Here is a 26600-nt window from a genome sequence, read left to right on the forward strand (position 1 = left end):
GCGCAAGCAGCTGTTCCAGCGCCTGTGCGGCGGGCTCGCCGGCATTGCCAGCCAAGGCGGTGCGCGCTGGTGCGCGGTGCAGCGCATCGTGCAGGTGGTCAGGCAGGTGGTCGGGCTCGATGGTGCCGTCGCCATCGTGGCCGCACAGGGCTGCGGCGTAGCGCAGCGCGTTGTGCAGCTCGCGCAGGTTGCCGGGCCAGGCGTGCGCGGCCAGCACGGCGCGGGCTGCGTCGCCCAGGTGCAGGTGGCTGCCCAGGGTGGCCAGCATCTGGTCGGCAATGGTCTGCAGGTCGCTGCGCTGGCGCAGCGCAGGCAGGCGAAGCTCGGCCGCGTTGAGGCGGTACAGCAGGTCTTCCCGGAAGCTGCCACGCCGCACCAGCTCGGCCAGCGGCTGGTGCGAGGCCGAGATGAAGCGCACCGCCACCGCCCGTGGCACGCGCGCCCCCAAGGGAGTGATTTCGGATTCGGACAGCACCCGCAGCAGCTTGGCCTGCAGGGCCAGGGGCATGTCGCCGATCTCGTCAAGGAACAGCGTGCCCTCGTGTGCCGCAGCAATCAGCCCTTCGCGGCCCTTGCTGGCGCCGCCGGTCCAGGTGCCGGGCAGGTAGCCGAACAGCTCGCTCTCCAGCAGTGCCTCGGGAATGGCTGCGCAGTTGATGGCAATGAAGGAGCCGCTGCGGCCGCTGGATGCATGCAGCGCGCGGGCCAGGTATTCCTTGCCTGCGCCGGTCTCTCCCTGCACCAGCACGGGCAGCTCTTGAGGTGCGAGCCGCGCGGCCTTGCGCAGCAGCGTCTGCAGTGCGGCATCACCCGTGTCCAGCGCCTGCAGCGCAGCAGGCAGCGGGGGCTGCGCCGGCCTTGCCTGCGCTTGCAGGCGGCGTGTCCGGCGCTGCGGCTCCATGGCATGGGCGAAGAGGATGCTGCCGTCGCGGGCGCGGATGATGCGCTCCTGCGCCGGGCGATTGCGGCGCAGCTCGGACAGGTGGCGCAGGTCCACGTCGAAGAAACGCTCCAGCGGCTGGCCGATGAGGCTCTTGCGCTGGCGCCAGTCCAGTTGCGCGGCCGCTGCCAACAGCCGCGCGCCCGCGTGGGTCATGGCGCGGATGCGGCCACGTGCATCGACGCTGATGGAGGCGTCGGGATCGACGTCGAGGAAATCGGGCGACTGGGCCAGGCGCACCACCCAGTCCTGGCCGGACTGCGCCATCAGGTTGGCCTGCTCCACCCGCCGCGCCGCGGCCATGACGAGGTTGAGCGCCAGGTTCTGGCTGGCCCGCTCGGCAGGCGAGCGCAGCAGCGACAGGTCCAGCACCGCCGCGAGTTCGCCGCGCATGTCGTAGATGGGCGCGGCCGTGCAGGACAGGCCGGTGTGGGTGAAGTCGAAATGGTCGCTCTGGTGCACCGTCAGCGCCTCGCCCGTCTCAAGGCAGGCACCCACGGCCGAGGTGCCCGAGTGGTCCTCGCGCCATTGCGCGCCCAGATACAGGCCCGCGCGGCGCAGGTCGCCCTTGTCGGCCTCATGCCCGAGGAAGTCCACGGCCACGCCATGCCGGTCCGCCAGCAGCAGCACGTAGTCCAGTCCCTTGAGCTGCTGGTACAGCCGCTCCAGCGCATGGCGGGCGATGTGGATCAGCGGCTCGGACTCCTCGCGGTGCGCGCGCAACTGGCCTTCGGTGACGATGTGGGCTTCGCTGGTATGCGCCGGGTCGAGCCGGTGGGAGTCGATGCAGCGGCGCCAGCTGCGCAGCACGGCGCGGTCGCGCTCCTGCCCGCGGTGGGAGTAGCCCAGGCCGAAGGCTTCGATTTCCTGGATGTGCGAGGCGTAGGACTGCAGGGGCATGGCGTGGAGTCGATGCGGGCTTTGAACGTGCCGCAGACGATTCTGTGCCCTGTGCGGCGCAGCGCCAATCAAGACTTACCCACTGCCCCTGCTGCGCTGCAGCACGCCTGGTGCGACAGGTGTCGCAGGGCTGCCCCACCTGTGGCGGGCGGCAATGCCGGGCAGCGGGGTGCAAGGCGCAGGGTTTGTACCGGAGGCGCGCAGGCAACCCCTTGATTTGCCTGGCGCATCCTGCCGCCGGGCCTGCCTGGCATGGTGATTGCGTAAGAGCGCCTGCCCGAAGAAAAACCAGCGGGCATGACCGCATCAAGGAGACAACCATGACCGATACGACGCCCAACGCCCGCGCCAAGGCGATGCTTGACCAACTCAACCATGCCCTGGGAGACCGCGACTTCGCGGCCGCCAGCCGCCTGTTCGCCGACGAATGCTACTGGCGCGACCTGGTGCTGCTGACCTGGAACATCAAGACCATGGAAGGGCGCAGCCAGATCGCCGACATGCTGGCTGCGCAGCTGGACGCCGCGGCGCCCGTGCGCCTTTCGCTGGACGAGCGCGAGACGGTGGAGGAGGCCGATGGCGTGGTGTCCGCCTGGATCGTGATCGACACGCGCCATGCGCGCGGCGGCGGCCATGTCCGCATCAGGGACGGGCGCATCTGGACGCTGCTGACGGCCGCCCAGGAGCTCAAGGGCCATGAGGAACCCATGGGCACGCGCCGCCCGATGGGGGCCGAGCACGGCATCCGGCGTGGCCGCCAGACCTGGCTGGAGCGCCGCCAGCAGGAGGCCCAGGAACTGGGCCGCGACAGGCAGCCTTTCGTGCTCGTCATCGGCGGCGGCCAGGGCGGCATTGCGCTGGGCGCGCGGCTGCGCCAGCTGGGGGTATCGCACATCGTCATCGACCGCCAGGCGCGCCCTGGCGACCAGTGGCGCAACCGCTATAAATCGCTGTGCCTGCACGACCCGGTCTGGTACGACCACCTGCCGTACATGCCTTTCCCGGACAACTGGCCCGTGTTCGCGCCCAAGGACAAGATCGGCGACTGGCTGGAGATGTACACCAAGGTGATGGAGGTCAACTACTGGTCGTCCACCAACTGCCTGAACGCCCGCTTCGATGAGGACCGGCAGGAATGGGAAGTCACCGTGGAGCGCAATGGCGAGACGCAGGTGCTGCGCCCCAGGCATGTGGTGTTCGCCACCGGCATGTCGGGCAAGGCGAATGTGCCCAAGATCAAGGGCCAGGACATCTTCAAGGGCGAGCAGCAGCACTCGTCCCAGCACCATGGCCCGGACGCCTACGCGGGCAAGAAGGTGGTGGTGATCGGCGCCAACAATTCCGCCCACGACATCTGCGCGGCCCTGTGGGAGCACGGCGCCGATGTGACCATGGTGCAGCGCTCGTCCACGCACATCGTGCGCTCCGATTCGCTGATGGACATCGGCCTGGGCGACCTGTACTCGGAGCGCGCCGTGGCCAGCGGCGTGACGACCAGGAAGGCGGACCTGATCTTTGCCTCTCTGCCCTACCGCATCATGGCCGACTTCCAGGTGCCGGTGTACAACCGCATCCGCGAGCGCGACGCTCAGTTCTACCGCCAGCTGGAGGCGACCGGCTTCATGCTGGACTTCGGGGATGACGACTCGGGCCTTTTCATGAAGTACCTGCGCCGCGCCTCGGGCTACTACATCGACGTGGGGGCCTGCGATCTGGTGATCGACGGCAGCATCAAGCTGCAGGCGAGCAAGCAGATCAGCCACCTGTCGGAAAACGCGGTGGTGCTGGCCGATGGCACCGAGCTGCCGGCGGACCTGGTGGTCTACGCGACCGGCTATGGCTCCATGAACGGCTGGGTGGCCGACCTGATCAGCCAGGAGGTGGCGGACAAGGTGGGCAAGGTCTGGGGCCTGGGCTCGGACACCACCAAGGACCCGGGACCGTGGGAGGGCGAGCAGCGCAACATGTGGAAGCCCACGCAGCAAGAGGCGCTGTGGTTCCACGGCGGCAACCTGCACCAGTCGCGCCACTACTCGCTGTACCTGGCGCTGCAGCTCAAGGCGCGGCAGGAAGGCCTGCCGGTGCGTGTCTATGACCTGCAGCAAGTTCATCACCTGCGGTAAGGCCGAATAATCGCCATGGGGCGGCTGTGCCGCCCGCCAACCCAGCCTTGCAAAACAGAAAGTTCAATCATGAAAGCAGCACGTTTCCACGACCGGGGCGACATCCGCATCGAGGACATCCCCGAACCCGTGGTGGAGCCCGGCACCGTGGGCATCGAAGTGGCCTGGTGCGGCATCTGCGGCACGGATCTGCATGAGTTCATGGAAGGGCCGATCTTCATCCCGCCCTGCGGCCACCCGCATCCCATCTCGGGCGAGTCCGCCCCCATCACCATGGGGCATGAGTTCTCGGGCGTGGTGTACGCCGTGGGCGCAGGGGTGGACGATATCCAGGTCGGCCAGCATGTGGTGGTGGAGCCCTACATCGTGGCCGACGATGTGCCCACGGGGCCGGGCGACAACTACCACCTGTCCAAGGACATGAACTTCATCGGCCTGGGCGGGCGCGGTGGCGGGCTGTCCGAGCGGATTGCCGTCAAGCGCCGCTGGGTGCATCCCATCTCCGATGCCATTCCACTGGACCAGGCCGCGCTGATCGAGCCGCTGTCCGTGGGCCACCATGCCTACACCCGCAGCGGAGCGAAGGCCGGCGATGTGGCACTGGTGGGCGGCGCCGGCCCCATCGGCCTGCTGCTGTCGGCCATCCTCAAGGCCAAGGGCCTGACCGTCGTCATCACCGAGCTCAGTGCCAAGCGCAAGCAAAAGGCGCGTGAATCGGGCGTGGCCGATCACATCCTGGACCCCTCCGAGGTGGACGTGGTGGCCGAGGTGATGAAGCTCACCGGCGGCAAGGGCGTGGATGTGTCGTTCGAATGCACCAGCGTGAACAAGGTGCTGGACACGCTGGTGGCCGCGACGAAGGCCACGGGCGTGGTGGTGATCGTGTCCATCTGGAGCCATCCGGCCACCATCAACGTGCACAGCGTGGTCATGAAGGAGCTGGACGTGCGCGGCACCATCGCCTACTGCAACGACCACCAGGAAACCATCAAGCTGGTCGAGGAGGGCAAGATCAACCTCGAGCCCTTCATCACCCAGCGCATCCAGCTCGATGACCTGGTGGCCCAGGGCTTTGACACGCTGATCCACAACAACGAGTCGGCGGTGAAGATCATCGTGCAGCCACGGTTCAAATAGCCGCTGGGCACCGCGACTGCACGAACCTGCATCTTTCGTGCCGGTCGCCGGCGGAGCCAGGCGCAAAGGGGTCAAAACCCGGCGGGGGCCGACACATGCCTCCCGCCGGCAAGCAGGGTTTCCAAAAATCGCTCAGACTAGCCAGAAGCGACTTTTTGCAGTGCCGAAGATTTCTGCAACCGACTGAAAAACCCGCGGAACTTCGGCTTTAGCACTCAATCCTAACGAGTGCTAATATGAAGGAATGGAAGAAAGGAACTCTGCAATGACAAACGCCTCCGGCTCCATTGCGACCACCTTGGCGCCCGCTAACCCCTGGGCCCTGGTGCCGCCTCTGGGCAATCTGGATGCCTACATTTCCGCGGTCAACCGCCTGCCCATGCTCACCCTCGAGGAAGAGCAGGACTACGCCCGCAAGCTCAAGGAACACAGTGACCTGGACGCCGCAGGGCGTCTGGTGATGTCCCACCTGCGCCTGGTGGTGTCCATCTCGCGCCAGTACCTGGGTTACGGCCTGCCCCACGGCGACCTGATCCAGGAAGGCAATGTCGGCCTGATGAAGGCCGTCAAGCGCTTCGATCCCGATCAGAACGTGCGCCTGGTGAGCTACGCCATGCACTGGATCAAGGCCGAGATCCACGAGTACATCCTCAAGAACTGGCGCATGGTCAAGGTCGCCACGACCAAGGCCCAGCGCAAGCTGTTCTTCAACCTGCGCTCCATGAAGCAGGGCCTGAAGTCCGACGCCGCCATGGCCGAGGACGGCGCCATGCTGCGCGACACGCTGACCTCCGGCGAGATCGACGCCATGGCCGAGAAGCTCAACGTCAAGCGCGAAGAAGTCATGGAGATGGAAACGCGCCTGGCCGGTGGCGACGTGCTGCTGGACCCCTCGCCCAGCGATGATGGCGAGCAGGCCTTCGGTCCCATCGCCTATCTGGCCGACGGCGCACATGAGCCCACGGCCATGATCGAGTCGCGCCAGCGTGACCATCTGGCCACCGACGGCATTGCCATGGCGCTGGATTCGCTGGACGACCGCAGCCGCCGCATCGTCGAGGAGCGCTGGCTCAAGGTCAACGATGACGGCTCGGGCGGCATGACGCTGCATGAGCTGGCCGCCGTGTATGGCGTGAGCGCCGAGCGCATTCGCCAGATCGAGGTGGCTGCCATGAAGAAGATGAAGAAGGCCCTGGCCGAGTTCGCCTGATGGCCTGACGGCCTGGGCTGACAGGCTGCTTCAAGACAAACCCGGATAATCTCCGGGTTTTTTATTGCCCGCAGCCTTTGCGGCCCCCACGCACCCATGCCCGCCAGCGCCATCTCGCCACTACGCCGCCTCTTCGCCAATGCCTTGGCCACCGCCCTGGCTTCGGCCCTGCTGCCTTGCGCCGCCGTGGCGCGCGACCAGTGGCCCAGCAGGCCCCTGCATCTGATCGTGGGCTTTCCCGCGGGCTCCTCGCCCGACCTCACGGCGCGCGCCCTGGCCGAGCCGCTGGAAAAGCGCCTGGGCCAGCCCGTCATCGTCGAGAACAAGGTGGGCGCAGGCGGCAACATTGCAGGCGAGCAGGTGGCCCGTGCGCGCGATGGCCATACCTTCAGCGTGATGATCAACGGCAACCTGACGATTGCCCGCCTGCTCAACCCCGCCGTGCGCTACGACCCCGTCAAGGACCTGCAGCCCGTCAGCCTGATCGGCGTGGCACCCCTGGTGCTGGTGGCGCCGGCCGGCGCGCCCGAGGGCCGGGCCTTCCTGGAGGCCGCTGCCCAGGCCGGCAGCCGCTGGAGCTACGGCTCGCCCGGCGTGGGCACCGTGGGCCACCTGGGCATGGAGCTGCTCAAGAGCCGCTCCGCGCTCAGGCCCGAGCACATTCCCTATCCCGGCTACCCGCAGGTGTTCAACGCCATCCAGGGCGGCGACCTGCAGCTGTCCATGCTGCCGCCCGCGCTGGCCATGGCCCAGGTCCAGGCCGGCAAGCTGCGCGGCGTGGCCGTGACCTCGGCCGCGCGCAGCCCGCTGGCGCCGGGCCTGCCCAGCCTCAAGGAGCTGGGCGTGGGCGATTTCGACCTGGAGATCTGGAACGCCGTGGCGGCGCCCAAGGCCATGCCCGCCGCCCATGTGCACAAGCTGGCCGAGGCCGTGAGCGAGATCGTGCGCTCGCCCGAGATGCGCGCGCGCCTGGCCGCCCAGGGCTGGCAGGCCGTGGGCAGCTCGCCCGAAGGCCTGGCCCTGCGCATGCGCCAGGACGTGGCGACGCTGGGCCGCATCATCCGCGAACAGGGCATACGCGCACAATGATGCGCCCAGTGACGTGCCCTCTTTGACACCCCCATGACCGCAGCCCAAGCCTTTACCGAACTCAACGCCTGGCAGGTCATGGCCTGGGGCCTGGCCTTCTTTGGCGTGCTCTACCTGGCCGGTGGCTGGGGCATGTCGGCGCTCACGCGCTGGCTGCAGCGGCGCGGCGTGGGCCGCGTGCTGGACACGCGCCCGCTCAAGCCCGACCAGTTGCAGCGCGAATGGCGCCAGTCGCTGCATTCGGTGCTGATCTTCGGCATCGGCATGATCGTGCCCTGGGGCCTTCTGCAACTGGGGTGGGCGCGGCTGGAGCCCGATGCAGGCCCCTGGCGCATTGCCGTCGAAATCGTGGTGCTGCTGATCTGGAACGATGTGCATTTCTGGATCAACCACCGCCTGCTGCATACGCGGCTGCTGGGGCGCTTTCATGGCGACCACCACCGCTCCATCGTCACCACGCCGTGGTCCACCTACAGCTTCCATCCCATCGAGGCGCTGATGCTGGGCAACGTCATCCTGCTGCCCATGGTGGTGCACGACTTCAGTTTCTGGTCGCTGGCCTCGGTGCCGGTGCTCAGCCTGCTGCTGAACGTCATAGGCCACTCCAACTACGACTTCTTTCCCGGGGTGTCCGACACGCATGCGCTGGCCGCCAGCCGGCGCCACCACCTGCACCATGCCCGGCCCAACGGCAACTATGGCTTTGCGCTGGCCTTCATGGACCGGCTGATGCGCACGCGCGTGGCCCTGCCCGCCACGGCCCGGCCCAGGACGGAATGAGCCGACCGCCTGCTCGCCACGTCCAGCCCCGGCTGCCCCGGCTGCGCCACTGGCGCGACCTGCAGTCGCTGGCCTATCTGGTGGCGCTGCCGCTGATCGTGTGGTGGCAGTGGCAGCACGGCTGGAACCTGTGGCTCTACGGGATCGAGCTGTTCCTCACGCTGGGCGTGGGCGTCATCCACCACAACCACACGCATTTGCGCATGTGGCGCGGGCGCTGGGCCAACCGCTTCACCGACTACTGGCTGACCCTGCTGCAAGGCCACCCGACCTTCGTGTTCTGGCCCGCCCATGTGGCCAACCACCACCGCTTCCGCCACGGCCCGCGCGACATGGCACGCACCTACCGCTTCGGCGGCGACCACAACCATCTGCTGGGCTACCTGCTCCACCCGCTGCAGGCCGGCTGGGTGCTGTACCCGCTGTTCCTGCGCTGGCTGGGCCAGCTGCGGCGGCATTGGCCCGGCGCCTTTCGCTACTGCATGGGCCAGTACCTGTTGTGGCTGGGCAGCTGGGCGCTGCTGCTGTCGCTGGATTGGCAAAAGGCCTTGCTGCTGGTGATCGTTCCCCAGCTGCATGGCCTGCACTGGCTGCTGGCCACCAACTACCTGCAGCACGCCCATGCCGATGGCCGGCCGCTGACGCGCGGCCAGCGGCTGGACAGCGCCACGCCACTGAACTACGCGCGCAATTTCGAGGGCTGGGTCAATCCGCTGCTGTTCAACATCGGCCTGCACACGGCCCACCACGAGCGGCCCCAGGCCCACTGGTCCGAGCTCACGCGCCTGCACAGCGAGCACTACCGCCAGCGCGTGGCCCCTGCGCTCAACGAAGGCGGACTGCTACCCTACATGGCCCGCGTCTTCGTGCTGGGCACGATCTGGCCGCCGGCCCGCACGCGTGCGCACATGCCTCCCGGAACATACGACTGATACGTCCCAGAACCCATGCCCGTCGCCTATTCCAACGTCTATCTGCATGCCGCCGGCATGTTCCTGCCCGGTGAACCCGTGGACAACGCAGGCATGGATGCCTACGTGGCGCCGCTCAACCGCCTGTCCGAGCGCCTCAAGCGCCGCATCCTGGCCGAGAACGGCATTGTCCAGCGCCACTACGCCATCGACGCCGAAGGCCGCACTGTCCACAGCAACACGGCCATGGCCGCCCAGGCCATCCAGGACTGCCTGGCGCAGGCCGGGCGCGCGCTGGGCGATGTGGGCTTCCTGGCCAGCGGTTCCTCGGGCGGCGATGCGCTCATGCCCGGCTTTGCCAGCATGATCCAGGGAGAGATGGCCGCGCCGCCCATGGAGACCCTGTCCGTGCACGGCGTCTGCGCCGCCAGCGTGGGCGCGCTGCAGGCGGCGGCCCAGGCCGTGGACCGCGCGCCCGACTCGCTGGCCCTGGCCGTGGCCAGCGAAATGCCCTCGCGCCTGTTCAAGCGCTCGCGCTTCGCGGCACAGGGATACAACACGGATTTCGACGCCCACTTCCTGCGCTGGATGCTGTCCGATGGCGCGGGCGCCGTGCTGCTGGGCGGCCCGCAGGCCCTGCCCGACGCGCCCGGCCTGCGCCTGAAGCTGCGCTGGACGCACCTGCGCAGCTTTGCGGGCGACTACCCTGTCTGCATGCAGCTGGGCCTGACGCCCGACCGCGCCACCAGCCACCTGGACTTTGCCGCCTGGGGCGATGCCGAGGCCGCAGGCGCGCTGTCGCTGCGCCAGGACATCCGCCTGCTGCCGCACCTGTTCGATGTCTGCATCCACGAATACGCCCACCTGGCCCACACGGGCTGGGTGCCCGAGCGCGGCATCGACCATTTCCTGTGCCACTACTCGTCCGAGCGCTTCATCCCCGTGGTCGATGAGCTGCTGGGCAAGGCGCAGCTCGGCATCCCGCGCGAGCGCTGGTGGAGCAACCTGGCCTGGCGCGGCAACACGGGCGCGGCTTCCATCTTCGTGATGCTGTCCGAGTTCCTGCGCACGCAATCGGCACGCCTGAAGCACGGCGACACCGTGCTGTGCTTCATTCCCGAATCGGGCCGCTTCACGGCCGGCTACATGCTGCTGGAAGTGGAGGATGCGGCCCAGGCTCCCACCGCCACCCCGACCACCGCCGCAGCACGCAGTGCCACCGCCGAAGCTCCCGCTGCCCCGGACCTGCTGCCCGATGTCTCCACCATCGCCCCGCCCCACGACCCGAACCAGGCCCCGGCCACGCTGGCGCCGCTGCTGACCGAACTGGCCAGCCTCTGGCAGGACTACCGCTCGCGCGTGTGGCGCACGCCGCTGCTGCAGCGCATACGCACAGGCAGGCTGCAGACGGCGGACTACGTGCGCTGGATGAGCCACTGGGTTCCCCAGGTGCGCGAGGGCAGCCTGTGGATGCGCGAGGGCGCGGCCTCGCTGACCGGCGAACATGCGGCGCTGGCCGCGCTGATCGACGTGCATGCGGGCGAGGAGCAGAACGACTTCCGCATCCTGCACGAGGACTACCTCAAGGCCGGTGGCACCGAGACCGACCTCACCCGCCTGCGCCGCAACCCCGGCGGCGAGGCGCTCAACGCCTATCTGCACGGCCTGGCCGCCACGCCCAATCCGATCGGCCTGCTGGGCGCCATCTACATCATCGAAGGCACGGGCCAGCGCATCGTGCCCAGCCTGCTGCCGCTGCTGCGCGCCAGCCTGCCGCTGCCGCCCGATGCCTTCCGCTTCCTGGAATACCACGGCGCCAACGACGAACACCACCTGGAACGCTGGCTCATGGCCGTGCAGATGGTGATGGCGCTGGACGGCACAGACGGCAGCGGGGGCACGGCGGCGCAGGCCATCGTGCGCACCGCGCGCCACACGGCGGCGCTGTACCTGATGCAGTTCGAGCATGTCCTGACCGAGGAGAACTGATGCCACCGCCAGACTTCATCGACCAGCCCCACGACGAGCGCGACCCCAGCCCCTGGCGTGCCCTGTACCTGGACCAGAGCACGCCGCTGCCCGACGACGTCAAGGCCGCCTGGCTGCGCGACTGCAGCAGCGGCTCGCGCCAGTACCTGCTGCCCTTCCTGCGGCCACTTGCACGCACCAGCATCGTGCTCATCCAGATCCTCAAGGTGCTGCTGCCGCGCAATTGGGCGCACTCCAGGCTGCTGCACCGGCTGCTGGCCTTCAGCATGAACCGCTTCGTCTCGCCCGAGGCCAACTGGCTCATCCTGCGCCATTTCCACCTGGGCTCGCAGATCCTGGCCTTTGTCGCGGCCAACGCGCCCACGCCCGTGTCCACCACACCGCTGGAGCCAGGCAGCATCGACGACATCAGGGACGACCTGTTCCTCAGGCACGACCTGAACCTGTTCAACTTCGTCATCCGCCTGAACAACGCGCTGCGCGCCGCAGGCCAGGAACTGCAGCCCGTGGCCGAGCCCGACTTCTCCATGCTGCGCAACCCGCCCCTGCGCCTGGAGGACATGCCGCGCGGGCGCCTGAACCTGCTGGACCTGCAAAGCGCCATCGAGGTCTACACGCCCGTCTACCAGCTGCTGCTGACCGACAACGACTTCTGGCGCGCCAGCAACTCGCTGCAGCTGGACGAGACCGTGGCCATCTATGCGGCCAAGATCCTCGCCTCGCCCGAGCACCTGGTCATGCTCAACAACAAGCACCCGCTGGTGCCGCTGTCCACCCTGCGGGCCGGCCACCGCCTGGTGCTGCACGGCCTGTCCACCGAAATGCTGCACTGCCTGCTGATGAAGGTCGCCAGCGGCGACATCCCCCTGCCCGCACGCGAGCTGGCACGCATGCGCGAAGCCGCCCGCGCCCACGGCAGCGAAACGGCCAGCGGTGCCGACCATGCCAGCAGCGCCAGCAGCACGGCAGCCGTCTGACCCAGGTCAAGGAACAGCGGCGGATTGACGCCATCTGGCGCGAAAACGGTTACATCGCGTTGCATTCAGCCGCAGGGCCCGCTAGCCTGCACGGCTTCGCCCTGGCCGCACGCCCGGGTCCCTGCCAGCGCCAGGGCGCCTCCTGCCCTGGCTTGCGGCGCCTTCGAACCGTCCGTGCCATGCCATCGTCGTCCTTTGCGCCTTCAGCCGTACGCTGCAGCGAATGCATGCGTTCGTCGCACTGCCTGCTGGGGCAACTGCCCGAACCCGCCTTCCTGCAATGGCTGCCGCACATCCGCGAACGCGGCCTGGCCAAGGGCCAGAAGCTCCAGGCGCAAGGCTGCGTTGCCCATGAATTCCAGGTGATCAAGCTCGGTTTCGTCCTGGCTATCCGCCGTGGCGGCGACGGCGTGCAGCGGCCCGTGGCACTGTTCGGCAACGGCCACGCGCTGGGCAGCCCGGGCTGGCTGCAGCAGCCCTCGGCCATGCACTTCGAGGCCCTGGGCCCGGGGCGCATCTGCTGCGTGGACATCGCCACCATCACGCGCCGCGGCCTGGTCGATGCCGCCTTCGTGCGCGCGCTGGCCACCAGCTACACCTGCAACAACGCCCTGCTGGCGGAATGGGCCCACATCGTCCGCATCCCCGGCGTGCTGCGCCAGCTGGCCGCCACCCTGATGCAACTGGCCGCGCTGCAGTCAAGCCTGCTCGTGCGCCTGCCCAGCCAGGGCGCACTGGCCGCCCTGCTGGCCACCACGCGCGAAACCATCGCACGCAGCCTTGTGCGCCTGGTGCAACTGGGCGCGCTGGAGCGGCCGGATCGATGGCATTGCGTGCTGCAGCCTGCGGTGTTGTCGAGGATCAGTGGAGGTGGGGTGAGGGAGGTGGGGTGAAGGAGGTGGGGTGCGAGAGGCGTGGCGGTTGATCGGGCGGACCGGTAGGCTTGCCGACCTGTTGCAACATCAAGCGCCAGGTTTGGCAGAACCGCCGTCCCTGCTCACCATCGCTGCCTTCCCATCGCAACAGTCCGCAGTTTGATGCTCAAGCGCCTCTTCCTCCTGCTGCGCCAGCAAGGTCGCCACGGGCTTGTGAATCAGCGCGGGAATCTGCTCCGCCGGCATGGCGCGGGCGAAGAGCCAGCCCTGGTAGGCGTCGCAGTCCAGGATGCGCAGCAGGCGCAGCTGCTCGGCGGTTTCCACACCTTCGGCCACCACCTGCAGGCCCAGGGTGCGGGCCAGCGCGATCACGGCCTTGACGATCTTGGCGTCGGCCGGGCTGTCGAGCATGGGGCCGATGAAGGTGCGGTCTATCTTCACGCGCGAGACGGGCAGATCGCGCAGGTGGGCCAGCGAGGAGTAGCCGGTGCCGAAATCATCCAGCACCACGCAGACGCCTGCAGCAAGCAGGCTGCCCAGCAGTTCGCGCGCCTGCTGCGGGTCGGTCATGGCGGCGGACTCGGTGACTTCCAGCTCCAGCAGGTGCGGCGGCACGCCATGCCGGGCCAGGCTGCCCATGAGGCGCTGCTGCAGGTCGGCCTGGCGCAGTTGCTGGGCCGAGAGGTTGACCGCCACGCGCAGCGGCATGCCTGCGCGCAGCCAGTCGCCGGCCTGGCGGCAGGCCGCATCGATCACCCATTCGCCCAGAGCGAGGATCAGGCCCGTGGACTCGGCCACGGGCACGAAGCGCTCCGGCGAGACCCAGCCCATCTGCTCGTCGTTCCAGCGCAGCAGGGCCTCCACGCCCTGGACCTGGCCGCCCATCACCTGCACCTGGGGCTGGAAATGCAGGCTCAGCAGACCCCGGTCCAGGGCGCGCTTGAGGCGTTCGTGCAGCAGCACTTTCTCGGCCATGGCCTCGCCCATGGCGCTGGCATAGCAGGCGTAGGAGGCACGGCCGCGCTGCTTGGCGTCGTACATGGCCATGTCGGCATAGCGCATGAGGGTGGCCGCATCGCCCGCGTCCTGCGGGTAGAAGGCCACGCCCACGCTGGCGCCGAAGTTCAGCGCGTAGTGGCCGATGGCGCAGGGCCGGCACAGCTCGCCCAGCAGCGCGTCGACGCGCCGGCGCAGGTCCGGCCCGTTGCAGGGATGCAGCACGGCGGTGAACTCGTCACCGCCCATGCGCGCCAGCGTGGCCGAAGTGCCCAGCGCGGCCTGCAGGCGGCGAGCCACTTCCTTGAGCACCTGGTCGCCCACGTCGTGGCCATAGCCGTCGTTGATGGCCTTGAAGTTGTCGAGGTCGAGCAGCAGCAGCGCAAAGGACGCGGGCCCGGTGCCCGAGCCCGAACCCGAGCCCGAACCCACTTGCGCCTGCGCCTGCGAGATCGCCTGCTCCAGCTGCAACCCGAACTGCCAGCGGTTGAGCAGGCCGGTGAGCGTGTCGTGCGTGGCGTGGTAGTGCATGCAGGCCTCCATCTGGCGCAGCTGCGACAGGTCGCGCACAAAGGCCACGGCCACGCCCCCGCCGTGCGGGGAATGGCCCAGGGCGATGTCCACGGACAGGCGCTTGCCGTCCTTGCGCAGCAGCCACAGGTCCCGCCCCTGCCCCATGGGCCGGCGCGCGGGCTGGGCGAAGTAGGACTGCAGCTGCGGCCCATGGGCCGCATGCGCCTCGGGCGGCAGCAGCATCTGCAGCGGACGGCCCAGCAGCTCGGAGGCGCCATAACCGCTCATGGCCTGCATGGCGGGATTGGCCAGCAGGATGCGGCCCTTGCGATCCACGAGCACGATGCCGTCGGGCGCGGCCTCCATGGCCACGCGCTTGAGCTCCTCATCCAGCGCCTCGCACGGCCCGATCAGATGGCCGGCTTGCGCGCTCCAGGCCGACGCCATCATGCGGACGGCCCCTTGCCGTGGAAGACCGATGCCGCAGCCTCCAGCGCCTGAGCCTGCGCGGCCAGCTGCTGCGCGTGCGCGATGGTGTCGCGCGCCAGCGTGGCGTTGTGCTGGGTCATCTGTTCGAGCTGCTGCACGGCGGCCTGCACCTGTTGCACGCCACCGGCCTGGGCCTGGCTGGCGGCCTGCATGCCTTCGGCCAGCAGCAGCTGCTCGCGCATGTCGGCCTGCACGGCGAGCATGGCCTCGCCCATTTCGCGCGCCATGGCGCAGCTTTGCGCCACCTGCTGCTGCGATGCCTCGATCAATGCCTTGATCTGGCGCGCAGCGTGGGCGCTGCGCTGGGACAGGCCGCGCACCTCGTCGGCCACCACGGCAAAGCCCTTGCCGTGCTCGCCGGCGCGCGCGGCCTCCACGGCGGCGTTGAGCGCCAGCAGATTGGTCTGAAAGGCAATGCCGTCGATGAGCGAGCTGATCTCCCCGACCTGGTCGCTGGTCCGGGCCACGCCGCGCATGCCCTGGTCCAGTTGCGCGACCATGCGGCTGCTCTGCCCGGCCATGTCCACGCCATGCCGTGCGCGGCGGGCGGCCTCGCCGGCCTGGGCGCTGCTGCGCTCTATGGCGCAGGCCAGGGCCTGCATGGCCTGGGCCGATTGCTCCAGGCTGGCGGCGGCAGCCTCGGTGCGGTCGCTCAGTTCGGTGCTGCCCTGCTGCACGGCCAGCGCGCAGCGGCGCACCTGGTCGCTCTTGCCCTGGATGTCGTCCACCAGGGAGACCAGGTTGAGTCCGGTCTGCCGCACGGCGCCGCCGATGGCGCCGATCTCGTCCGTGCGCTGCGTGAACAGTTCCCCCGTCTGCTGCCCGCTGGCCACGGCCTGGGCCTGTCCGCGCAGGGCAGCCAGGGGCATGAGCAGCCTGGTGCGCAGCCACTGCCCGGCCGCCACGCAAGCCAGGCTCCAGATCAGCCAGGCGGGCCAGATCTCGGCCAGCGTCAGGGACAGGGGCAAAGCCGAGGCCCAGGCCTGCAGCGACGGCAACCACAGCCCGGCCGATCCCAGCAGCCACAGTCCCGCCACCATGGCCTGCGCCCGCCAGGCCAGCGGCCTGAAGCGCCACCAGCGCTGCAGCGCGCCCGCGGCGCCACGCCCCACTGGGAAGCCCCGGTGCAGGCCCAGCGAGCGCACGCCGGCATTGATCTGTTCATAGAGCGCCGCATGCTGCTGCACTTCGCACGGCTGCGGCCGGGTGCGCACGGACAGGTAGCCGACCACGGTGCCCGCATGCCGTATGGGACTGGCGTTGGCGCGCACCCAGTAGTGGTCGCCGTTCTTGCGCCGGTTCTTGACCAGGGCGCTCCAGGGCAGCCCTCGCTGGATGGTGGACCACATGTCGGCGAAGGCGGCGGCCGGCATGTCCGGATGGCGCACGATGCTGTGGGCCTTGCCGTAGAGCTCGGCGGCCTCGAAGCCGCTGACGCGGATGAAGGCATCGTTGGCATAGACGATGCGCCCCTTCAGGTCGGTGACGGAAAGAAGCGTCTCTCCTTCGTTCAAAGGGTACTCACGCTGGGTGACGTACACGTTTCGCCGCATGGATCAGGTCTCTTGGAGATGGGCGGGGCGTCGGCATGACGCTCCAGGCGGGGCCCACTCTAAGCAGTCCTGCGGCGATGCACATCAGGGATGGTGTGCCGCATCGCGCCTAAACGCAGCCAATGTGACGGCGGTCACACTGGCTGCGGCGCGCGCAGGATCAGGAACGCTTTTCCTGCAGCAGGGCCTTGACGTCGGCGCCCAGCACCTGCGGGCCGCCGCCGTATCGCTCATACACGCGCAGGCGGCCGGCCGTGTCATAGACATAGCTGCCGGCCGAATGGTCCAGCGTGTAGGTGCCTTCGGTCTTGCCGGGCACCTTCTTGTAGAAGAGCTTGAAATCCTTGGCCACGGCCGCCGTCTCTTCGGGCGTGCCGTGCAGGCCGACGAAGCCGGGATCGAAGTTGCCCAGGTAGGCCTTGAGCACCTCGGGCGTGTCGCGCTCGGGGTCCAGGGTGACGAAGACGCCCTGCAGCCTGTCGCCATCGGCGCCCAGCTGCTGCTTGACCTCGACCAGCTCCTGCAGGGTGGTGGGGCATACGTCGGGGCATTGCGTGTAGCCGAAGAAGACCACGACGACCTTGCCCGCAAAGTCCTTGATGCTGCGCTGCTTGCCGTCCACATCGCGCAGGGGAATGTCCTTGGCGTATTCGGCGCCCGTGACATCGACGCCCTGGAAACTGGTCTTGGCCTCGCGCGAGCATCCGCTCAGCGCCAGGGCGCCCCATGCCATGGCGGTCACGCCCAGAAAGCGCAGCGCTGTCCGTTTGTTCATGCTTCCTCAACAAGGTAGTTGCCGCAGGCTGCGTGGCCGCAAAGCCTGCGCGCCGCCCGGGCTGGAAAGGGAAAAGGCGAAAGCGTCTGCTGAAGGCGCTTTCGCACAGCCGCAAACCATAACCCATAACCGCAAGACCCCGGCGCTGCGGGGCCTGCCTGCCTCCATGAGACGGCCTGGCTGCCGGCTCGGTTCCTTGGCGCAGGCCTCAGTCGCCGTCGCCGGGGCGTCCCGCCGTGTCCCACGAGGCCGATGCTCGCAGCAGCCGGTCCAGGTCGCGCTTGGCCTTGCCGGCGTCGGCCATGCCCAGCCCGGCGGGCATGCGCATCATCCAGTGGCCCTGCGGGTCCACCACGTACAGGTGGTCCTGCAGCGCATGACCGGGCGCGGGCTGCAGCCAGCCGCGCAGCACGGCCTCGGGCACGCGCAGCACCGTGGCCTGGGCCAGCGCGGGGCGCAGGTGGGCAGGCACGGGAGCGTCGTCGGAGATGAGCCAGACCCGGTCCAGCCGGTCCTTTTCGCGGCCCAGGGTTTCGCGCAGCTGGCGCTGCAGATAGAGATGGCTTTCGCAGGCGCTGCCGCAAGCCCCGCCCGCCACGCTCAGCAGCAGCCATTGGCCCTTGAGCGACTGCAGCGGTACAGGGGCGCCGTCCAGCGTGGTGGCCGTGGCCGGTGGCAAGGCTGGCTGGTCCGCGATCAGCTCGCCAAAGCTGCGCTGCTGGCCAGGCCGCAGCACGTAGTAGGTGAAATAGGAGGCCACCACGGGCGCGGCGCAGACCGCGAACACGGCCAGCATCTTCCAGCGGCCGCTGCGCGTGCGTTGCGCGCCGGCAAGGCCCGGCTGCAAGGGTGGCAGGCCATGGACAGTCATCTCCAGGGGAGTCTCAGGAGCGGGCATGGCGCGGGCGGACAAAGCGTCGGACGATTTGGAACCAGACATACAAAAGCGTGATCAGGGCCGCAAGTCCAAACCATTGGAACGCATAGCCATGGTGTTTCTCGACACCGGCCGTCACAACGGGCCAGTCGCGCCGCAGGCCTTCGCTGGCTTCGCCGGTCTGCAGCAGGCTCCATTCGCGCAGCGGCAGCCCGGAGGCCACGGCCCATTCGGCAATGTCCACATTCTGTCGGATGCGCGACTTTTGCCCATCAGGGTCTGCCCCTGCACGGCCGAATTCGTAGAGCCGGGACGGCGCGGCCTCCATGCGCCCCTCAACGGTCACCAGCCCTTCGGGCGTCTGCACCTCGGGCAGGGCCGTGCGGTCCAGGAAGTTGCGCGGCACCCAGCCGCGCTGCACGGCAATCACCACGTCCTCATGCGGCGCAGCCAGCCGCAGCGGCGTGAGCACGAAGAAGCCCGGCTGGCCCTGCATCTGGCGGTTGTCCAGGTACAGCGTCTGCCCCGCAATCCAGTGGCCCTGCAATTGCACGGGACGGTGCAGCCAGGGCGCGGCTTCGGGGTTCGGCACCGCACCGGGCTGCACGGCTGCCAGCTGGGCGTTGCTCCACGGCGGCAGGCCCTGCTGGCGCTGCACGGCGTCGAACAGTTCCTGCTTGTAGGCCGCGCGCTGCAGCTGCCAGCGGCCCAGGGACAGCGTGACGGCCACGCCGATCAGCGCGGCCAAGGTGATCAGTACAAACCGCCAGCGCTCTGGCATTCTGGAAACACGCACCGGATAATCCACCCATGAAATTCGTGATCGTTCTCGCCCTGCTGGCCATTGTCGCCAGTCTGGGCAGCGCCCTGTTCTTCATGATGCGCCGCAATCCCGAAGACCAGCAGGGAGCGGGCGACGACAGGCGCCGCAGCCGCGCGATGTTCCGTGCACTGGCGCTGCGCGTGGGCCTGTCCATCGCGCTGTTCCTGTGCGTGCTGCTGGCGGCCAAGCTGGGCTACATCCATCCCACCGGCTGGACCGCCGGGCAATAGACAAGCCCCCTGCCCCCACAAACAAAAAGAAGCGCCCTGGCGCTTCTTTTTGCATGGGGCCGGATACAGATTACATCCAGTAGACCAGCACGTAGAGGAACAGCCACACCACGTCCACGAAGTGCCAGTACCATGCCGCGCCCTCGAAGCCGAAATGCCGCTCGGCCGTGAAGTGCCCGGCATGCAGGCGCATGGTGATGAAGAACAGCATCAGCATGCCCACGAAGACGTGGAAGCCGTGGAATCCCGTGAGCAGGAAGAAGGTCGAGCCGAACACGCCCGAGGACAGCTTGAGGTTCAGATCCGTGTACAGGTGGTAGTACTCGTAGCCCTGCACGCACAGGAAGACGAAGCCCAGGATCACCGTCATCCACATGAAGGCGATGGTGCGGGCGCGGTGGCCGGCCTGCAGCGCATGGTGGGCAATGGTCAGCGTCACGCCCGAAGTCAGCAGCAGCGCCGTGTTGATGGTGGGCAGCCAGAACGGGCCCACGGTCTGGAAAGGCTCGACACTGTTGGCCGGCGAGGCCGTGGCGCCGGCTGCCATGCTGGGCCAGACGGCCTTGAAGTCGGGCCACAGCAAGGCGTTGTCCAGGCTGCCCAGCGCGGGCACCGAGTGCGAGCGCGCCCACCACAGGGCGGTGAAGAAGGCGCCGAAGAACATCACCTCGGAGAAGATGAACCAGCTCATGCTCCAGCGGAAGGACAGGTCGATCTTGCGACCGTACTTGCCCGACTCGCTTTCATGCGCGGCCTCCCGGAACCAGAAAAAGAGCACGGCCAGCCACCAGACCAGGCCCAGGCCCAGGCTGTACATGCCCCATTCATGGCCGTTGATCCAGTTGCCCGCGCCCAGGATCACGAAGAACAGCCCCGCCGCCGCCATGACGGGATGGCTGGACTCTGCCGGCACGTAGTAGTAAGGCGTTTTGCCGTGGGTGGTTGCACTCATTGCTCAGCTCCTGACATTCTTGGTTCTGTGTTTCCCGTCGATCACTCTCTGTCCCCGATGGCCGCGCCGCTCAGACCACGAGCTTGACCAGCGCGATCAATCCCAGCACCAGCAGGAAGATGGCCGCCAGCCCCACTGCAATCACATGCAGCGGCGTGATGCGCTCCCCGTCCTGCTGGTACTCGCTAGCCCTGCGCACGCCGAACAGGGACCAGGCCACGGCGCGCACCGTGCGCCACACGCTGGGCGGGCGGCGCTTGTCCCCGGGTTGCGGCGCATTCATGAGGCCGGCTCCTGCTTCGGCCCTGCGGCCACCGGCGCATCGCCCGTGGGCGCGGCCGGCGTCCTGCCGCCCACCTCGAAGAAGGTATAGGACAGCGTGATCGTGGTCACGTCCTTGGAGATGCGCGGATCGATCACGAAGGCCACCGGCCACTCGCGCTTTTCCCCTGGCTCCAGCGTGTACTGCGAAAAGCAGAAGCACTCGAGCTTGTTGAAATGCGCAGCCGCCTGGCGTGGCGCATAGCTCGGTATCGCCTGGGCCGCCATGCGGCGGTTCTGCACATTCTGGAATTCGTACATGACCGTGGCCAGCTCGCCCGGATGGACCTGCATGGAGCGCTGCGCCGGCTTGAAGTCCCAGGGCCCGCGCGCATTGGCGTCGAACTCCACGGTGATGGTGCGGCTCTTGTCCACCTGCGAGTTGGCCGGCAGCTTCACATCGCGCCCGGCCGTGCCGTTGCCCGGCACCTGCCGCTCGGACAGCGACAGGATGTTGATGCCCGTGAGCTCGCAGATGTGCTTGTAGATGGGGATCAGCACGTAGCCGAATGCAAACATGCCCAGCGCCACCACGGCCAGCTTGCCCACCATCTTCGCGTTTTCACTGCGCACGCTCACGGATTGCCCTCCTGTTGCCTTCAAGCGCTCAATGGAGCACGGTGATCTTGATCACGAAGCCGGCCAGAAAGACCAGCGCCACCGATACCAGGATCAGCGCCAGCCGCACGTTGGCTTTTCGTTGCTGTGCATCCATTTTTCTGATCTCCATGACTACTGGCAATCTCTGAGACTGTCGCGCCCCACCCCAGGGGCACCGAGGAAGGGGGAAGGCGCGAAGCGACCCAGGGGGTGGTTCATTTCAGCCTATGACGCGGGTCGCCGTCGCATCCAGCTTGGGCGGCGTCTCGAAGGTATGGAACGGCGCCGGCGAGGGCACTTCCCACTCCAGGCCTTCGGCAGCCTCCCAGGGCTTTTGCGGCGCCTTCTCGCCCTTGCCGCGCATGGCGGGCACGACGACGAAGAGGAAGAAATACACCTGCATCAGGCCGAAGCCCAGCGCGCCCAGCGAGGCCACCATGTTGAAGTCGGCGAACTGCATGGGGTAGTCGGCATAGCGGCGCGGCATGCCGGCCAGGCCCAGGAAGTGCATGGGGAAGAAGGTGACGTTGAAGAAGATCAGCGAGCCCCAGAAGTGGATCTGGCCGCGCGTCTCCGAATACATCACGCCGGTCCACTTGGGTGCCCAGTAGTAGTACGCCGCGAACATGGAGAACAGCGATCCGGCCACCAGCACGTAGTGGAAGTGGGCCACCACGTAGTAGGTGTCCTGCAGCTGGATGTCGATGGGCGCCATCGACAGGATCAGGCCCGTGAAGCCGCCCATGGTGAACACGAAGATGAAGCCCACCGAGAACAGCATCGGCGTCTCGAAGGTCATGGAGCCGCGCCACATGGTGGCCACCCAGTTGAAGATCTTCACGGCCGTGGGCACCGAGATCAGCATGGTGGCGTACATGAAGAACAGCTGGCCCGTGACGGGCATGCCGGTGGTGAACATGTGGTGCGCCCACACGATGAAGGACAGGATGGCGATGGACGAGGTCGCATACACCATGGAGGCATAGCCGAACAGCTTCTTGCGGCTGAAGGCCGGCACGATCTGGCTGATGATGCCGAAGGCCGGCAAGATCATGATGTAGACCTCGGGGTGGCCGAAGAACCAGAAGATGTGCTGGTACATCACCGGATCGCCGCCGCCTGCGGGGTTGAAGAAGCTGGTGCCGAAATGGCGGTCCGTCAGCGTCATGGTGATGGCGCCGGCCAGCACGGGCATGACGGCGATCAGCAGGTAGGCCGTGATCAGCCAGGTCCAGGCGAACATGGGCATCTTCATCAGCGTCATGCCGGGCGCGCGCATGTTGAGCACGGTGACGATGATGTTGATGGCGCCCATGATGGAGCTGGCGCCCATGATGTGCATGGCCAGGATGGAGGTGTCCATGGACGGCCCCATCTGCAGCGTCAGCGGCGCATACAGCGTCCAGCCTGCGGCGGGTGCGCCGCCGGGCATGAAGAACGAGCCCACCAGCATCAGGCCGGCCGGGATCAGCAGCCAGAAGCTGAAGTTGTTCATGCGCGCGAAGGCCATGTCGGAGGCGCCGATCTGCAGCGGCAGCATCCAGTTCGCAAAGCCCACGAAGGCCGGCATGATGGCGCCGAACACCATGATCAGGCCGTGCATGGTGGTCAGCTGGTTGAACAGCTCGGGGTTGACGATCTGCAGCCCGGGCTGGAACAGCTCGGCGCGGATCAGCAGCGCCAGCACCCCGCCCACCATCAGCATGGTGAACGAGAACAGCAGGTACAGCGTGCCGATGTCCTTGTGGTTGGTGGCGAACATCCAGCGCCGCCAGCCCGTGGGCGTGGCGTGGTGGTGATGGTCGTCATGCCCGTGTCCATGCTCGTGCTCATGCGCATGTTCGTGGCCCTCGCCCGCAGGGCTGTGGATGGGGGGAAGTACGGCGCTCATGCTGTTATCTCCAATCGCTCATCTGTCTTGCGTGCTCACTGCGCAGGGAACTTGCCTGTGCGGGCGGCCACGAACTCGGCCGGCTGCACCAGCTGGCCGGTCTTGTTGGACCAGTGGTTCTTGGCAAAGGTGACCACGGCGGCCAGCTCGGTATCGCTCAGCTGCTTCCAGGCGGGCATGGCGCCGTTGGCACGGCCTTCCAGCACCACATGCATCATCTCGGCCGTGGGACCCAGGACCACGGGGCTGCCGTCCAGCGCCTTGATGGGACCGGCGCCCTTGCCGTTGGCCTGGTGGCAGGCCGCGCAGTTGGCCGCATAGACCTTCTCGCCGCGTGCGATCAGGTCTTGCAGGGACCAGACCTTGCTGGGGTCGTCCTTCTTGGCGGCGGCGATCTTCTTTTGCTCGTCCACCCAGGCCTTGTAGCCGTCATTGGACAGCACCTTCACGTGGATGGGCATGTAGGCATGCTCCTTGCCGCACAGCTCGGCGCACTGGCCGTAGTAGTCGCCGGTCTTCTCGGCGCGGAACCAGGTGTCGCGCACGAAGCCCGGAATCGCATCCTGCTTGATGCCGAAGGACGGCACCATGAAGGAGTGGATCACGTCGTTGGCCGTGGTGATGATGCGCACCTTGCGGTCCACGGGCACGACCAGCGGGTTGTCCACCTTGAGCAGGTAGTCGTTGGGTGCCTTGGACACATCGCCGCTGTCGGACAGCACGCGGTGGCTGCTGTCCAGCGTGGAGATGAAGCTCAGGCCCTCGCCTTCGCCGTTGATGTAGTCGTAGCCCCATTTCCACTGGTAGCCCGTGGCCTTGATCGTGACATCGGCGTTGGTGGTGTCCTTCTGCGCCACCAGCACCTTGGTGGCAGGCAGCGCCATGAGCACGACGATGATGAAGGGCACGACGGTCCAGACCACCTCGACCGTGGCCGATTCGTGGAAGTTCGCGGCCTTGGCGCCGCGCGATTTGCGGTGCTTCCAGATCGAATAGAACATCACGGCGAACACGCCGATGAAGATCACCGTGCAGATGATCAGCATCATCCAGTGCAGGTAATGCTGCTCGTGCGCGATGCGCGTGACCGCCGGATGAAGGTTGAGCTGATTGACGGCCGGGCCGCCTGGCAGATCTGTCGCCGCATGTGCAAGGGAGCCTGCCCCTGCCACACTCATCAAGCCCCAGAGAACCAGCCTGGTGGAAATGCTTTTCATAGTTTTCACTTACATCTAAGCCTCGGGTTATCCACTCGCTCCGCTGCGCCGGCGTGGGGGCCGCGCAGCCAGACCGTTCAACGCCTGCCCAAAGGGCAACTCCCGGCCTCAACTTTCCGAGCATGCATGAAAGCGCCGCAGATGTGCCTGCGCGCAATCACCAATAGCGTGCCAGCCGGCATCAACGGCAGCTCGGACGTGGGACCAGGATGGGGGCGGGCCGCCATCCCCGCCTGCGCCTGCAGGCGCATGAACTCGGGGGACAGCAGCAAAGTGGATGGGAGGATGCGCGCGCGCCGGCCCTTAAGGGCATGTGTGCCGTGTGTGCCGTGCGGGCCGGGAGCGGATGGAAAGAGGCAGCGCATGCGGCCCAGCAGTGCGGGCAGCAGGGAACACAGTGACAGAAAGGCCAGTGCCCGCTCCCAGAGGAGCAGGCACTGCTGCAGCCGGTGATGATCAAACTTGCGGGCGGGCCACTCTTGAATGCGCCGGCCCGTTCTCGTTCCCGTGGCAAAGCGAAACACCAAATCGTCTCCCCTTTCGGCCTGCGGACCGCTGGTCTTTTCCCGGCCCGGGAGAGCGAGCCCAGGGAAAAGCTGTTGTCTCTGTCAGCTCGGGAAAAGTGTAGACGTTTTTGTTTTCGATCAATGACCGGAAAGCGACATTCAGGCTATCGCAAACCCGTGTTGCGTGGCTGGCGCAGCATGCTGCGCATGTCCTCCAGCGACACGGCGCTGCTGGACTCCAGGCGCACGCGCGGCTGCGGCTTGTAGGCATGGCCGTAGACGATCTCGAAGGTCAGCGCCAGCTGTCCGTCGGGGCCGGCCAGCCGTTCGCGCAAGGCGTCGTGCAGGCGCTGCTGCCAGCGGCGGCCGCGCAGCGCGGCAAAGCGTTGCGGATGGAAGTTGCGGCCCAGCTCGCGCAGCTCCTGCAGCAGCCGCTCGGGCGTGGCAAAGGTCAGCGTGATGTGCTCCATGTCCATCACCGGCTCGCTGAAGCCTGCGTGCACCAGCATGTCGCCCCAGTCATGCATGTCGGTGAAGGCCTGGCCGGCGGGCGGCCAGCCGAGCTGGGCGTAGAGGGCATGCAGCTCGCGCAGCGTATCGGGCCCCAGGCAGGAGAACATCACATAGCCGTCCACGGACAGCGCCTGGTGCCAGCGCGTGATCAGCGCCTGCGGGTCGGCCTGCTGGTGCAGGGCCATGTTGGCCCACAGCATGTCCACGCCGGCGGGCTCGGGCTCGCCGAAGCGCGTGGCGCCCCCGGTCCAGCGCGCGGGCTGCCACCAGCGCGCGCCCAGCTGCTCGCGGGCGGCGGCCTCATGCAGCGGCGAGGCTTCATAGACCAGGCATTCGGACTGCGCATAGCGCTGGCGCAGCAGCGCATGGGCCTGCAGGCCGCCGCGCACGGGCTGCCAGTGGCACCAGCGCTGGGGCGGCTTGACGATCCAGTCCAGCCGCTCCTGCATGCGGCGCGCCACCTCCTCATGCAGCCACGGCGAGGCCGCAGGCGCGCCCTGCTGCCAGCGCAATGCGGCGGCCGGATCGATGGTGGGAGGCAATTCGTGGGACATGGCTGGGCGGGGAATCCGTGCTCCTCAAAAGACAGGCGCCCGGCCCCGGAGCAAAGGGGTGGCGGACGCGGCGCGAGTATATTGACTCCATGCCCAACCTGCCTGCGTCATGGCTTTCGCGCTGGCATGCCGGCCTGCCCGGCCTGCTGCCCAGCCAATGCGCCGTCTGCCACCGCTGGCCTGCGCGGCGCCTGTGCCAGGACTGCCGCGCACGCTGGGCCGGACCCATGGCGCGATGCGGGCGCTGCGCCATGCCGCTGCCGGCCCGCACCGGCGCCGATGGTCCCCGCACCTGCGGCGCCTGCCTGATCAAGCCGCCGCCGCTGACGCACTGCCTGGCCGCGCTGGACTATGCCTACCCGTGGCACACGGTGATCGGCGACTTCAAGTTCCGGGGAGATACCGGCCTGGCACGCAGCCTGGCCGATCTGCTGCTGGAGTTGCCTCAGGCGCGCGAGCAACTGCAGCAATGCGACCTGCTGCTGCCCATGCCGCTGTCGCCGCAGCGCCTGCGAGAGCGCGGCTTTCACCAGACCCTGGTGCTGGCCCGCGCGCTCTGCAGCGCATCCACCCGGGGCAAGCTGCGGCACCAGGCCGTGCAGCGCGCCCACACGGCACAGGCCCAGCATGACCTGCCGCGCGCCCTGCGCCTGCGCCAGCTGCGCACGGTCTTTGCCGTGCCACCTGCGCAGCTGGCCCACGTGTGCGGCCGCAAGATCCTGTTGATCGACGATGTGATGACCACGGGCGCCAGCCTGCATGCGCTGGCCACCTGCCTGCGCCGCGCAGGCGCGGCCGAGGTCAGCGCCCTGGTGCTGGCGCGCACGCCCTGACCGCAGGGGACCGGGGCCCGGGGGCA

24 protein-coding genes are annotated in these 26600 nt (G+C 67.8%); 11 read left to right on the top strand and 13 right to left on the bottom strand.

Features of this window, described 5'->3' with window-relative positions; all coding sequences use genetic code 11:
• The coding region (locus tag GRX31_RS06330) for a sigma-54-dependent Fis family transcriptional regulator (RefSeq protein WP_160851920.1) at nucleotides 1-1840 on the bottom strand (1840 nt) is incomplete at its 3' end.
• A 320-nt stretch (nucleotides 1841-2160) separates the two neighbouring features.
• Between GRX31_RS06330 and GRX31_RS06335 the strand changes: the two genes are divergently transcribed.
• From GRX31_RS06335 to GRX31_RS06375, 9 genes are all read left to right on the top strand, one after another.
• Entirely contained in the window at nucleotides 2161-3963 is a 1803-nt protein-coding gene (locus tag GRX31_RS06335; RefSeq protein ID WP_160851922.1) for an NAD(P)/FAD-dependent oxidoreductase, read from the top strand.
• Between the two features lie 69 nt (nucleotides 3964-4032).
• Nucleotides 4033-5100, top strand: coding sequence for a 2,3-butanediol dehydrogenase (locus GRX31_RS06340; RefSeq protein WP_016450158.1), 1068 nt, complete (start codon nucleotides 4033-4035; stop codon nucleotides 5098-5100).
• Nucleotides 5101-5365: 265 nt separating this feature from the next.
• Nucleotides 5366-6310 (top strand): RNA polymerase sigma factor RpoH, encoded by a 945-nt coding sequence (rpoH, locus tag GRX31_RS06345; protein WP_016450157.1) that lies wholly within the window; start codon nucleotides 5366-5368, stop codon nucleotides 6308-6310.
• Nucleotides 6311-6406: 96 nt separating this feature from the next.
• Nucleotides 6407-7399: a Bug family tripartite tricarboxylate transporter substrate binding protein gene (locus GRX31_RS06350; protein WP_160851924.1), complete on the top strand. Its 993-nt coding sequence runs from the start codon at nucleotides 6407-6409 to the stop codon at nucleotides 7397-7399.
• Between the two features lie 33 nt (nucleotides 7400-7432).
• A complete protein-coding gene (locus tag GRX31_RS06355) occupies nucleotides 7433-8179 on the top strand; it encodes a sterol desaturase family protein (RefSeq protein ID WP_160851926.1) in 747 nt (248 codons plus the stop codon).
• Entirely contained in the window at nucleotides 8176-9111 is a 936-nt protein-coding gene (locus tag GRX31_RS06360; RefSeq protein ID WP_047219393.1) for a fatty acid desaturase, read from the top strand. The genes GRX31_RS06355 and GRX31_RS06360 overlap by 4 nt, the downstream gene beginning before the upstream one ends.
• Before the next feature lie 15 nt (nucleotides 9112-9126).
• Entirely contained in the window at nucleotides 9127-11079 is a 1953-nt protein-coding gene (locus GRX31_RS06365) for a 3-oxoacyl-[acyl-carrier-protein] synthase III C-terminal domain-containing protein (protein WP_160851927.1), read from the top strand.
• Nucleotides 11079-12056 (top strand): DUF6999 family protein, encoded by a 978-nt coding sequence (locus GRX31_RS06370; RefSeq protein ID WP_016453749.1) that lies wholly within the window; start codon nucleotides 11079-11081, stop codon nucleotides 12054-12056. The genes GRX31_RS06365 and GRX31_RS06370 overlap by 1 nt, the downstream gene beginning before the upstream one ends.
• Nucleotides 12057-12283: 227 nt before the next feature.
• Nucleotides 12284-12949: a Crp/Fnr family transcriptional regulator gene (locus tag GRX31_RS06375; protein WP_016450151.1), complete on the top strand. Its 666-nt coding sequence runs from the start codon at nucleotides 12284-12286 to the stop codon at nucleotides 12947-12949.
• A gap of 69 nt (nucleotides 12950-13018) precedes the next feature.
• Here the strand turns inward: GRX31_RS06375 and GRX31_RS06380 are convergent, their stop codons facing one another.
• The 5 genes from GRX31_RS06380 to GRX31_RS06400 all read right to left on the bottom strand — a co-directional run bounded on the left by GRX31_RS06380 (nucleotide 13019) and on the right by GRX31_RS06400 (nucleotide 18915).
• Nucleotides 13019-14890 carry a putative bifunctional diguanylate cyclase/phosphodiesterase gene (locus GRX31_RS06380; RefSeq protein ID WP_160851929.1) on the bottom strand — a complete coding sequence of 624 codons (1872 nt, stop codon included), beginning with the start codon at nucleotides 14888-14890 and terminating at the stop codon, nucleotides 13019-13021.
• Nucleotides 14887-16482: a methyl-accepting chemotaxis protein gene (locus GRX31_RS06385; protein ID WP_160851931.1), complete on the bottom strand. Its 1596-nt coding sequence runs from the start codon at nucleotides 16480-16482 to the stop codon at nucleotides 14887-14889. The genes GRX31_RS06380 and GRX31_RS06385 overlap by 4 nt, the downstream gene beginning before the upstream one ends.
• A 160-nt stretch (nucleotides 16483-16642) precedes the next feature.
• On the bottom strand, nucleotides 16643-17257 hold the full coding sequence (locus GRX31_RS06390) for an SCO family protein (protein ID WP_016453745.1): 615 nt from the start codon (nucleotides 17255-17257) through the stop codon (nucleotides 16643-16645).
• Between the two features lie 208 nt (nucleotides 17258-17465).
• On the bottom strand, nucleotides 17466-18155 hold the full coding sequence (locus tag GRX31_RS06395) for an SCO family protein (RefSeq protein ID WP_047326130.1): 690 nt from the start codon (nucleotides 18153-18155) through the stop codon (nucleotides 17466-17468).
• Complete coding sequence (locus GRX31_RS06400; RefSeq protein WP_074923042.1) at nucleotides 18142-18915, bottom strand: SURF1 family protein; 774 nt, start codon at nucleotides 18913-18915, stop codon at nucleotides 18142-18144. The genes GRX31_RS06395 and GRX31_RS06400 overlap by 14 nt, the downstream gene beginning before the upstream one ends.
• A gap of 29 nt (nucleotides 18916-18944) precedes the next feature.
• Here GRX31_RS06400 and GRX31_RS06405 point away from each other — a divergent pair, with 29 nt between their 5' ends.
• Nucleotides 18945-19187 (top strand): twin transmembrane helix small protein, encoded by a 243-nt coding sequence (locus GRX31_RS06405; RefSeq protein WP_016450145.1) that lies wholly within the window; start codon nucleotides 18945-18947, stop codon nucleotides 19185-19187.
• 70 nt (nucleotides 19188-19257) lie between these two features.
• Here the strand turns inward: GRX31_RS06405 and GRX31_RS06410 are convergent, their stop codons facing one another.
• The 7 genes from GRX31_RS06410 to GRX31_RS06435 form a co-directional block, all read right to left on the bottom strand.
• On the bottom strand, nucleotides 19258-20139 hold the full coding sequence (locus tag GRX31_RS06410) for a cytochrome c oxidase subunit 3 (protein ID WP_016450144.1): 882 nt from the start codon (nucleotides 20137-20139) through the stop codon (nucleotides 19258-19260).
• Between the two features lie 70 nt (nucleotides 20140-20209).
• Nucleotides 20210-20422 (bottom strand): DUF2970 domain-containing protein, encoded by a 213-nt coding sequence (locus GRX31_RS06415; protein ID WP_016450143.1) that lies wholly within the window; start codon nucleotides 20420-20422, stop codon nucleotides 20210-20212.
• Entirely contained in the window at nucleotides 20419-21039 is a 621-nt protein-coding gene (locus GRX31_RS06420; RefSeq protein ID WP_016453742.1) for a cytochrome c oxidase assembly protein, read from the bottom strand. Before GRX31_RS06420 ends, GRX31_RS06415 begins: the two co-directional genes overlap by 4 nt.
• A 28-nt stretch (nucleotides 21040-21067) precedes the next feature.
• Entirely contained in the window at nucleotides 21068-21175 is a 108-nt protein-coding gene (locus GRX31_RS30740) for a cytochrome oxidase small assembly protein (protein WP_016450141.1), read from the bottom strand.
• 105 nt (nucleotides 21176-21280) lie between these two features.
• The gene (ctaD, locus tag GRX31_RS06425) at nucleotides 21281-22951 is read right to left on the bottom strand and encodes a cytochrome c oxidase subunit I (protein ID WP_160851933.1); all 1671 of its coding nucleotides are present in this window, start codon (nucleotides 22949-22951) and stop codon (nucleotides 21281-21283) included.
• 35 nt (nucleotides 22952-22986) lie between these two features.
• Nucleotides 22987-24168 (bottom strand): cytochrome c oxidase subunit II, encoded by a 1182-nt coding sequence (gene coxB, locus GRX31_RS06430; RefSeq protein ID WP_016450139.1) that lies wholly within the window; start codon nucleotides 24166-24168, stop codon nucleotides 22987-22989.
• Nucleotides 24169-24838: 670 nt separating this feature from the next.
• Nucleotides 24839-25741 (bottom strand): class I SAM-dependent methyltransferase, encoded by a 903-nt coding sequence (locus GRX31_RS06435; RefSeq protein WP_074923041.1) that lies wholly within the window; start codon nucleotides 25739-25741, stop codon nucleotides 24839-24841.
• Nucleotides 25742-25830: 89 nt separating this feature from the next.
• Between GRX31_RS06435 and GRX31_RS06440 the strand changes: the two genes are divergently transcribed.
• Nucleotides 25831-26574, top strand: coding sequence for a ComF family protein (locus tag GRX31_RS06440; protein WP_074923040.1), 744 nt, complete (start codon nucleotides 25831-25833; stop codon nucleotides 26572-26574).
• Nucleotides 26575-26600 lie beyond the last annotated feature (26 nt).

The organism is Delftia sp. CH05, from assembly GCF_009827015.1.
Taxonomy (GTDB): domain Bacteria; phylum Pseudomonadota; class Gammaproteobacteria; order Burkholderiales; family Burkholderiaceae_C; genus Comamonas; species Comamonas tsuruhatensis.

Bases quoted from the DNA above. Each gene is read 5' to 3' on its own strand.
- GRX31_RS06335 (WP_160851922.1), top strand. From the start codon at position 2,161: ATGACCGATACGACGCCCAACGCCCGCGCCAAGGCGATGCTTGACCAA.
- GRX31_RS06340 (WP_016450158.1), top strand. From the start codon at position 4,033: ATGAAAGCAGCACGTTTCCACGACCGGGGCGACATCCGCATCGAGGAC.
- rpoH (WP_016450157.1), top strand. From the start codon at position 5,366: ATGACAAACGCCTCCGGCTCCATTGCGACCACCTTGGCGCCCGCTAAC.
- GRX31_RS06350 (WP_160851924.1), top strand. From the start codon at position 6,407: ATGCCCGCCAGCGCCATCTCGCCACTACGCCGCCTCTTCGCCAATGCC.
- GRX31_RS06355 (WP_160851926.1), top strand. From the start codon at position 7,433: ATGACCGCAGCCCAAGCCTTTACCGAACTCAACGCCTGGCAGGTCATG.
- GRX31_RS06360 (WP_047219393.1), top strand. From the start codon at position 8,176: ATGAGCCGACCGCCTGCTCGCCACGTCCAGCCCCGGCTGCCCCGGCTG.
- GRX31_RS06365 (WP_160851927.1), top strand. From the start codon at position 9,127: ATGCCCGTCGCCTATTCCAACGTCTATCTGCATGCCGCCGGCATGTTC.
- GRX31_RS06370 (WP_016453749.1), top strand. From the start codon at position 11,079: ATGCCACCGCCAGACTTCATCGACCAGCCCCACGACGAGCGCGACCCC.
- GRX31_RS06375 (WP_016450151.1), top strand. From the start codon at position 12,284: ATGCGTTCGTCGCACTGCCTGCTGGGGCAACTGCCCGAACCCGCCTTC.
- GRX31_RS06380 (WP_160851929.1), bottom strand. From the start codon at position 14,890: ATGATGGCGTCGGCCTGGAGCGCGCAAGCCGGCCATCTGATCGGGCCG.
- GRX31_RS06385 (WP_160851931.1), bottom strand. From the start codon at position 16,482: ATGCGGCGAAACGTGTACGTCACCCAGCGTGAGTACCCTTTGAACGAA.
- GRX31_RS06390 (WP_016453745.1), bottom strand. From the start codon at position 17,257: ATGAACAAACGGACAGCGCTGCGCTTTCTGGGCGTGACCGCCATGGCA.
- GRX31_RS06395 (WP_047326130.1), bottom strand. From the start codon at position 18,155: ATGCCCGCTCCTGAGACTCCCCTGGAGATGACTGTCCATGGCCTGCCA.
- GRX31_RS06400 (WP_074923042.1), bottom strand. From the start codon at position 18,915: ATGCCAGAGCGCTGGCGGTTTGTACTGATCACCTTGGCCGCGCTGATC.
- GRX31_RS06405 (WP_016450145.1), top strand. From the start codon at position 18,945: ATGAAATTCGTGATCGTTCTCGCCCTGCTGGCCATTGTCGCCAGTCTG.
- GRX31_RS06410 (WP_016450144.1), bottom strand. From the start codon at position 20,139: ATGAGTGCAACCACCCACGGCAAAACGCCTTACTACTACGTGCCGGCA.
- GRX31_RS06415 (WP_016450143.1), bottom strand. From the start codon at position 20,422: ATGAATGCGCCGCAACCCGGGGACAAGCGCCGCCCGCCCAGCGTGTGG.
- GRX31_RS30740 (WP_016450141.1), bottom strand. From the start codon at position 21,175: ATGGATGCACAGCAACGAAAAGCCAACGTGCGGCTGGCGCTGATCCTG.
- ctaD (WP_160851933.1), bottom strand. From the start codon at position 22,951: ATGAGCGCCGTACTTCCCCCCATCCACAGCCCTGCGGGCGAGGGCCAC.
- coxB (WP_016450139.1), bottom strand. From the start codon at position 24,168: ATGAAAAGCATTTCCACCAGGCTGGTTCTCTGGGGCTTGATGAGTGTG.
- GRX31_RS06435 (WP_074923041.1), bottom strand. From the start codon at position 25,741: ATGTCCCACGAATTGCCTCCCACCATCGATCCGGCCGCCGCATTGCGC.
- GRX31_RS06440 (WP_074923040.1), top strand. From the start codon at position 25,831: ATGCCCAACCTGCCTGCGTCATGGCTTTCGCGCTGGCATGCCGGCCTG.